The following is a 5,001-nucleotide window of genomic DNA, read 5'->3' as shown; positions in this document are numbered from 1 at the left end:
AGTGCGGACCACAAAGAATGAAGAAAAAGATCGAGTTGAGGCAGATCAACAAGAATAACCGCCGGGAATCCGTCAATCCGGAAGGTCAAGGGAAATCTCCGTTTTCCCCTTGACAAAACTTATCATGGATGTCCCCATTTACATGAAATGCCGTATCTACAACTATCTTCGCAATCTCATTCTCAGTCATAATCTTCTTTTATATTATTTTTCACCTCAGCGCCTTTGCGCCTTTGCGTGACCCATCTTTTATATTACTTTTCATCTTGACAATATATCCTTTAAGGCTATAATCAAGTTATGTATGAATTGAAATACAGGCGGCAGGCCAGAAACTATCTGGCACGCCTGCCGCTAAAAATAAAATCGGTTATCGTGAATAATTTGCATCAGCTTGCGGCAAATCCTGACAATGCCTCTCTTAATATCGACGCCTTAAAGGGACGAGAGGGATTTCGCCTCAGAGTGGGGCATTACCGTATTATCTATACACGCCAGGATGACCAGTTGATAATAGAAGTAGTAAAAATCCGCCCGCGGGGCGACATTTATAAGAGGTAACTATGGAATACCAGACAATTAAGGAAAATGGAAAAGTAAAGTTTGTGGTGCTGCCCGTTAAGTCATTCCAGGCCATCCTCAATCGTATAGAAGATGAATCCGATCTGCGCGACATTCGTGAGGCCAGATCTGAACCGCTATATGATCAGAAAGAAGCGGAAGACTATATCTTTATGAATCCCGTCAAGCGGGAGCGCATTGAAAGGGGATGGACACAGGAAGAACTTGCCAATCGAATGGGAGTAAAGCAGGCAACCGTAGCAAAATGGGAACGGGAAGGCGCTGTTTATCGCAGGGCAACCAGACAAAAGCTGGCAAAAGTCTTTGGAATAAGCGAGACAAGCTTCTCTTAAAAATCCCGGGTGTAACCATGGGCCTGACCCCTATTCTTTGTTATCTCAGCGTCCTTTGCGCCTTTGCGTGACCCCTGTATTGTTTTCCCCCCTCAGCGCCTTAGCGCCTTTGCGTGACCTCTCCTGTCTCTCTATAAACAGGAATCTCCGGTTCGAGGTAAAGAAAGGCAAAACTAACCCCACATAATGGACCCATTTCATGTCTTGACAATAAGACCATGTTTGTGGCACCATTAGGAAAAATATGGGAGAAATAATATGCTGATTCAAACCAAGATCCAGGTTGACCCCAAAGACTATGAATTCATCAAGAAGGTCTACAAGGATTTGCGCTACAAAAGCCTAAGCGAGTATATGCGAGAAGCCATCAATGCCAAGGTGAAGCAAGACCGCAAAAGACTTCGGGAACAAAAAAGGATAGCGGCCATGCAAATGATTGGAAAAGCGTCATATGAGAACCTTTTTGACTCGATAGAAGGAGAAGATTTTGAAAACCGGTGAAATCTATTGGGTAAATCTTGATCCAACTATTGGCGATGAGATCAAAAAGAAACGGCCAGTAGTCATCTTAAGCGGTGGTCATAATAAGAATCTTAAACTTGCAATTGTTGTCCCTGTAACTGCATGGAGTTCCTATTGGGAGAAAAACCCGTTTTTTGTTTCTTTGGAACCTGACCCAAAGAGTGGTGTTAAGAAAAAGTCGGTAGTTGACTGTTTTCAAATTAGAGCCGTTAGCCACAAGAGATTTGCGGAAAAGATCGGGGAAATTTCAAATGATGAGATCGACCAGATAAAAAGGTCAATTGCCCTAATTCTTGACATCGAGCCCAAACACTGCGAGGAGTAAAGCTATCAACTATCTTCGCAATCTCATTCTGTCATAATCTTCTTTTATATTATTTTTTACCGTAGCGTCTTTTGCGCCTTTGCGTGAGACATCTTTTTTGTTCTGTGTAATCTGCGTAATCTGCGGATCGAATCTTTTGCCCTTTTCTTAATCTGCGAAAATCTGCGTAATCTGCGGATCAAAAAGGCACTTACCCGTAAGTTCCGTCCAATACCGGTACATTAATCATCTGCTCAACAAATTCCTTATTCTTGATCTTTTTAAATAAGATCTCACTGATTTCCGGAAAGAGAACCTTTTCCCCACAAGAGGGACATTCTTCGTAAAAGACATTTCTCACAAGATATAGTTTTCCCCCAATCCTGAGATCAATCTCCCCCCTTTTTTTTACCATGTCATGATTGCAGGCAGCACATTTCATGATTTTACTCGCCTCCTTTTAAAATCTTTATCCCATTTATCTGGATTCAAAGATGACAGTCTCGTAAAAAGTCTCAAAATGTGTCATTTGTCATGCTGAACTTGTTTCAGCATCTAAACATTTCAGCAAGTTAGAGACCCTGAAATAAATTCAGGGTGACAAAAAAAGACTTTTTACGAGACCATCAAAGTTGGGTCATATGCAGTGATAACCCAGACAGGGTCAATAGAACATTGTATATGTAATATCTTTCCCCCTTCACTAACTCCATAAATGAGACAACTTGGTCCGTATTTATCCTCCGAATATTTTTCTATGACCTCACCCGATAATATAGCATACTTCACCTCATTAGGCGAGATATGACGTTCCACGCATCATTCGAAACCATGCACCGTAAAACGATAATTCCCTGCTTTAACCTGTTTTTTAATACTTTCGATCATTAGGCTAAATTCCCAAGTCCGGACAATCTATACAACCTGTGGATCTATTTCTATTTTTTCCTTTTTGCGTCTTTGCGCCTTTGCGTGAGATATTTAATCTGCGTAATCTGTTTGCGTAAGCAATAATCAGGGCAGGGAAGGGAAGTGTCCTTCTATTTCCCTTCTTCTATGCCACAGCAACCTTGGGTTTAAGCAGCCTTGATTTAGCCGGTTTGAGACCCTTCACTTTCACATAAACGATTTTTTGGCCTGGTTCTCTCTGCCTCTCGGCTAACTGCTTGCTCCACTCGTTATATTCGTTGTCACTGTCAACCTGGAGAACAATTTGGGAATTTCGCGGTATATTGACCGCAAACTCAGGGTGCTCCACCACATAGCGGTCAAATTCTGTAACCAATATGGCATGTTTTTTCTCTAAGACATCAATCATCTACTTACCCTCCAAAAAAGCTTTTTGGTAAATTTTCCAATTTTCTTTTATATCTTCATCTGCCAAAGTCAAGGCTTCGTCGAGTTTCAATCGAAGTTCCTTTTTAACCTTTTTCCCGTCGAGATAGTACCGATCTATGTGAGCAAATTCGTGAGCAGAATCATAACGAATCACCACTTTCCACTGGTCATTAACAAAAACTTCCAATTGAACAGCAAAGCCGACAACCTCACCTTTATCAGTTTCATGATAATGCCTTTTTCGAGCATTCTCCCCTAAAGGGATTACATATTCATTAACCATCAAATCCTGGACACCTCAGAGTACTATCTCCCTTTTTCTGCTGTAATTCAAGCGATTAGAGTAATCCGTGTAATCTGTGGATCTAGTTCTATTTTTTCCTTTTTGCGTCTTTGCGCCTTTGCGTGAGATATTTAATCTGCGCCCAGCCGGCCTGCCCGGTGCAATCTGAAAGCGGGTAACCCCCGGAATAAGTTTATGTATCCCCTTGCCGGTTCTAAGGTTGCAACGGCTCATTTTTAATTTGACATGGCGTATCACCACTGTTACACTTAAATTCAATGTTATCTGTGAGGAAAATACTATGCCGACTCAAAATCCGCGTATAAATGTAGTCCTGAGCAATTTGCTTTACCAGGATGTCCGACTTCTGGCAGAAAAGGATAATGTCTCATTATCAGCCAAAGTCAGGGATTTGCTCAAAGAGGCCCTGGAGATTCAAGAGGATATCGCCCTTTCTGCATTTGCTGAAAAAAGGGAAAAGTCATGGAATGACTCTAAGGTGCTAAGCCATGATGATGTATGGTCTTAAAACTCAAATACCATCCGGACGTTAAAAGATCTGACCTGCCTAAAATTGATGTGAGAAACAGGGCCATGATCAAGAGAGCCATCGAAGATCGGCTTGCCACACAACCTGAGGCCTATGGAAAACCGTTGCAAAGAACCCTTAAAGGATACTGGAAGCTAAGAGTCGGAGATTACCGTGTTATTTTCAAGGTTTCCAGTGACGATATTTTAATTCTCGGTATAATCCATCGAAAAGAAGTTTACAGGCTCATCAAAAAACGGATAGAAGCTTAAGACCCGCCTTCTATAAGAACTCTGCCATCGAAACCCTGTATATGTATTTGACTGATGAAGGTCAAGAACTTCAGAAACGAAATACAGATCTGGTGCAAAATAAAGTCAAATATTTAAATGAAAACGAAGTGTTTGATGTATAAAGTCAAATATCATCTCCGTCAATTCAAAATTCAACACTCAACACTCAAAATTCAAAACTTTCTCTTAGTGAATGACCCCTTCCCTTCTCACAACCTTTACCACTGTCATCCACAATATTTTCATATCAAAGAGAAAAGACCTGTTTTTCAGATAATACTCATCAAACTCCACCTTCACCGGAATCGACAATACATCCCTGCCATTTACCTGCGCCCAGCCGGTGATCCCAGGAATAAGTTCATGTATCCCTTTCCCTGTTCGAAGCTCAACCAGATCATCCTGGTTAAATAAAGCCGGACGTGGCCCAACAAAACTTATGTCTCCCTTTAAAACACTGTAAAGCTGCGGCAATTCATCCAGGCTGAACTTGCGCAAAAAAGAACCGATCGGCGTAAGGTAAACATCAGGATTTTTCATAAGATGAGTCGCAACAGCAGGGGTGTTAATGCGCATCGTCCGAAACTTGGGCATCCTGAATATCCCATTATTAATCCCAACCCTGTCTGACCAGTATAATGCCGGCCCCTTGGAAGTCAGCTTCACCATCAATCCGGTAACAAGAATCGGAATACTCAAAACACATAATAAACACCAAGCCATAGCCAGATCAAAAATACGCTTCAATCCACAGATTACGCAGATTTTCGCAGATTAAATTGCAAAAAAATTTGAATATCTGAGAAACTCACCACAAT

General features: G+C 41.5%; 10 protein-coding genes. 6 read left to right on the top strand and 4 right to left on the bottom strand.

The features are described from left to right. Window positions 1–300 precede the first annotated feature (300 nt). The 4 genes from Q7J27_09230 to Q7J27_09215 all read left to right on the top strand — a co-directional run bounded on the left by Q7J27_09230 (window position 301) and on the right by Q7J27_09215 (window position 1,761). On the top strand, window positions 301–561 hold the full coding sequence (locus Q7J27_09230; GenBank protein MDO9529329.1) for a type II toxin-antitoxin system RelE/ParE family toxin: 261 nt from the start codon (window positions 301–303) through the stop codon (window positions 559–561). Between the two features lie 2 nt (window positions 562–563). Then, window positions 564–914, top strand: coding sequence for a helix-turn-helix transcriptional regulator (locus tag Q7J27_09225; protein ID MDO9529328.1), 351 nt, complete (start codon window positions 564–566; stop codon window positions 912–914). A 258-nt stretch (window positions 915–1,172) separates the two neighbouring features. Further along, a complete protein-coding gene (locus tag Q7J27_09220) occupies window positions 1,173–1,415 on the top strand; it encodes a hypothetical protein (protein MDO9529327.1) in 243 nt (80 codons plus the stop codon). Continuing rightward, window positions 1,402–1,761 (top strand): type II toxin-antitoxin system PemK/MazF family toxin, encoded by a 360-nt coding sequence (locus Q7J27_09215; GenBank protein ID MDO9529326.1) that lies wholly within the window; start codon window positions 1,402–1,404, stop codon window positions 1,759–1,761. Before Q7J27_09220 ends, Q7J27_09215 begins: the two co-directional genes overlap by 14 nt. A gap of 190 nt (window positions 1,762–1,951) precedes the next feature. Here the strand turns inward: Q7J27_09215 and Q7J27_09210 are convergent, their stop codons facing one another. The 3 genes from Q7J27_09210 to Q7J27_09200 all read right to left on the bottom strand — a co-directional run bounded on the left by Q7J27_09210 (window position 1,952) and on the right by Q7J27_09200 (window position 3,361). Further along, the gene (locus Q7J27_09210) at window positions 1,952–2,182 is read right to left on the bottom strand and encodes a YgiT-type zinc finger protein (protein MDO9529325.1); all 231 of its coding nucleotides are present in this window, start codon (window positions 2,180–2,182) and stop codon (window positions 1,952–1,954) included. Window positions 2,183–2,794: 612 nt separating this feature from the next. Continuing rightward, window positions 2,795–3,058, bottom strand: coding sequence for a hypothetical protein (locus Q7J27_09205; protein MDO9529324.1), 264 nt, complete (start codon window positions 3,056–3,058; stop codon window positions 2,795–2,797). Continuing rightward, on the bottom strand, window positions 3,059–3,361 hold the full coding sequence (locus tag Q7J27_09200) for a hypothetical protein (protein MDO9529323.1): 303 nt from the start codon (window positions 3,359–3,361) through the stop codon (window positions 3,059–3,061). A gap of 301 nt (window positions 3,362–3,662) precedes the next feature. On the opposite strand from Q7J27_09200, the gene Q7J27_09195 reads away from it, so the two are divergent. Both Q7J27_09195 and Q7J27_09190 read left to right on the top strand, forming a co-directional pair. Then, window positions 3,663–3,890 (top strand): hypothetical protein, encoded by a 228-nt coding sequence (locus Q7J27_09195; GenBank protein ID MDO9529322.1) that lies wholly within the window; start codon window positions 3,663–3,665, stop codon window positions 3,888–3,890. After that, on the top strand, window positions 3,881–4,162 hold the full coding sequence (locus Q7J27_09190) for a type II toxin-antitoxin system RelE/ParE family toxin (GenBank protein ID MDO9529321.1): 282 nt from the start codon (window positions 3,881–3,883) through the stop codon (window positions 4,160–4,162). Before Q7J27_09195 ends, Q7J27_09190 begins: the two co-directional genes overlap by 10 nt. A 207-nt stretch (window positions 4,163–4,369) precedes the next feature. On the opposite strand, the gene Q7J27_09185 is transcribed toward Q7J27_09190, so the two are convergent. Further along, entirely contained in the window at window positions 4,370–4,930 is a 561-nt protein-coding gene (locus Q7J27_09185) for a sugar transferase (GenBank protein ID MDO9529320.1), read from the bottom strand. Window positions 4,931–5,001: the final 71 nt, after the last annotated feature.

Source organism: Syntrophales bacterium, assembly GCA_030655775.1.
Taxonomy (GTDB): Bacteria; Desulfobacterota; Syntrophia; order Syntrophales; family JADFWA01; genus JAUSPI01.
Note: the sequence above shows the minus strand (reverse complement) of the source record. Positions and strands in the feature narration are given on the sequence as shown.

Coding starts and splice junctions, on each gene's coding strand:
- Q7J27_09230 (MDO9529329.1), top strand. CDS start 301: ATGTATGAATTGAAATACAGGCGGCAGGCCAGAAACTATCTGGCACGC.
- Q7J27_09225 (MDO9529328.1), top strand. CDS start 564: ATGGAATACCAGACAATTAAGGAAAATGGAAAAGTAAAGTTTGTGGTG.
- Q7J27_09220 (MDO9529327.1), top strand. CDS start 1,173: ATGCTGATTCAAACCAAGATCCAGGTTGACCCCAAAGACTATGAATTC.
- Q7J27_09210 (MDO9529325.1), bottom strand. CDS start 2,182: ATGAAATGTGCTGCCTGCAATCATGACATGGTAAAAAAAAGGGGGGAG.
- Q7J27_09205 (MDO9529324.1), bottom strand. CDS start 3,058: ATGATTGATGTCTTAGAGAAAAAACATGCCATATTGGTTACAGAATTT.
- Q7J27_09200 (MDO9529323.1), bottom strand. CDS start 3,361: ATGGTTAATGAATATGTAATCCCTTTAGGGGAGAATGCTCGAAAAAGG.
- Q7J27_09195 (MDO9529322.1), top strand. CDS start 3,663: ATGCCGACTCAAAATCCGCGTATAAATGTAGTCCTGAGCAATTTGCTT.
- Q7J27_09190 (MDO9529321.1), top strand. CDS start 3,881: ATGGTCTTAAAACTCAAATACCATCCGGACGTTAAAAGATCTGACCTG.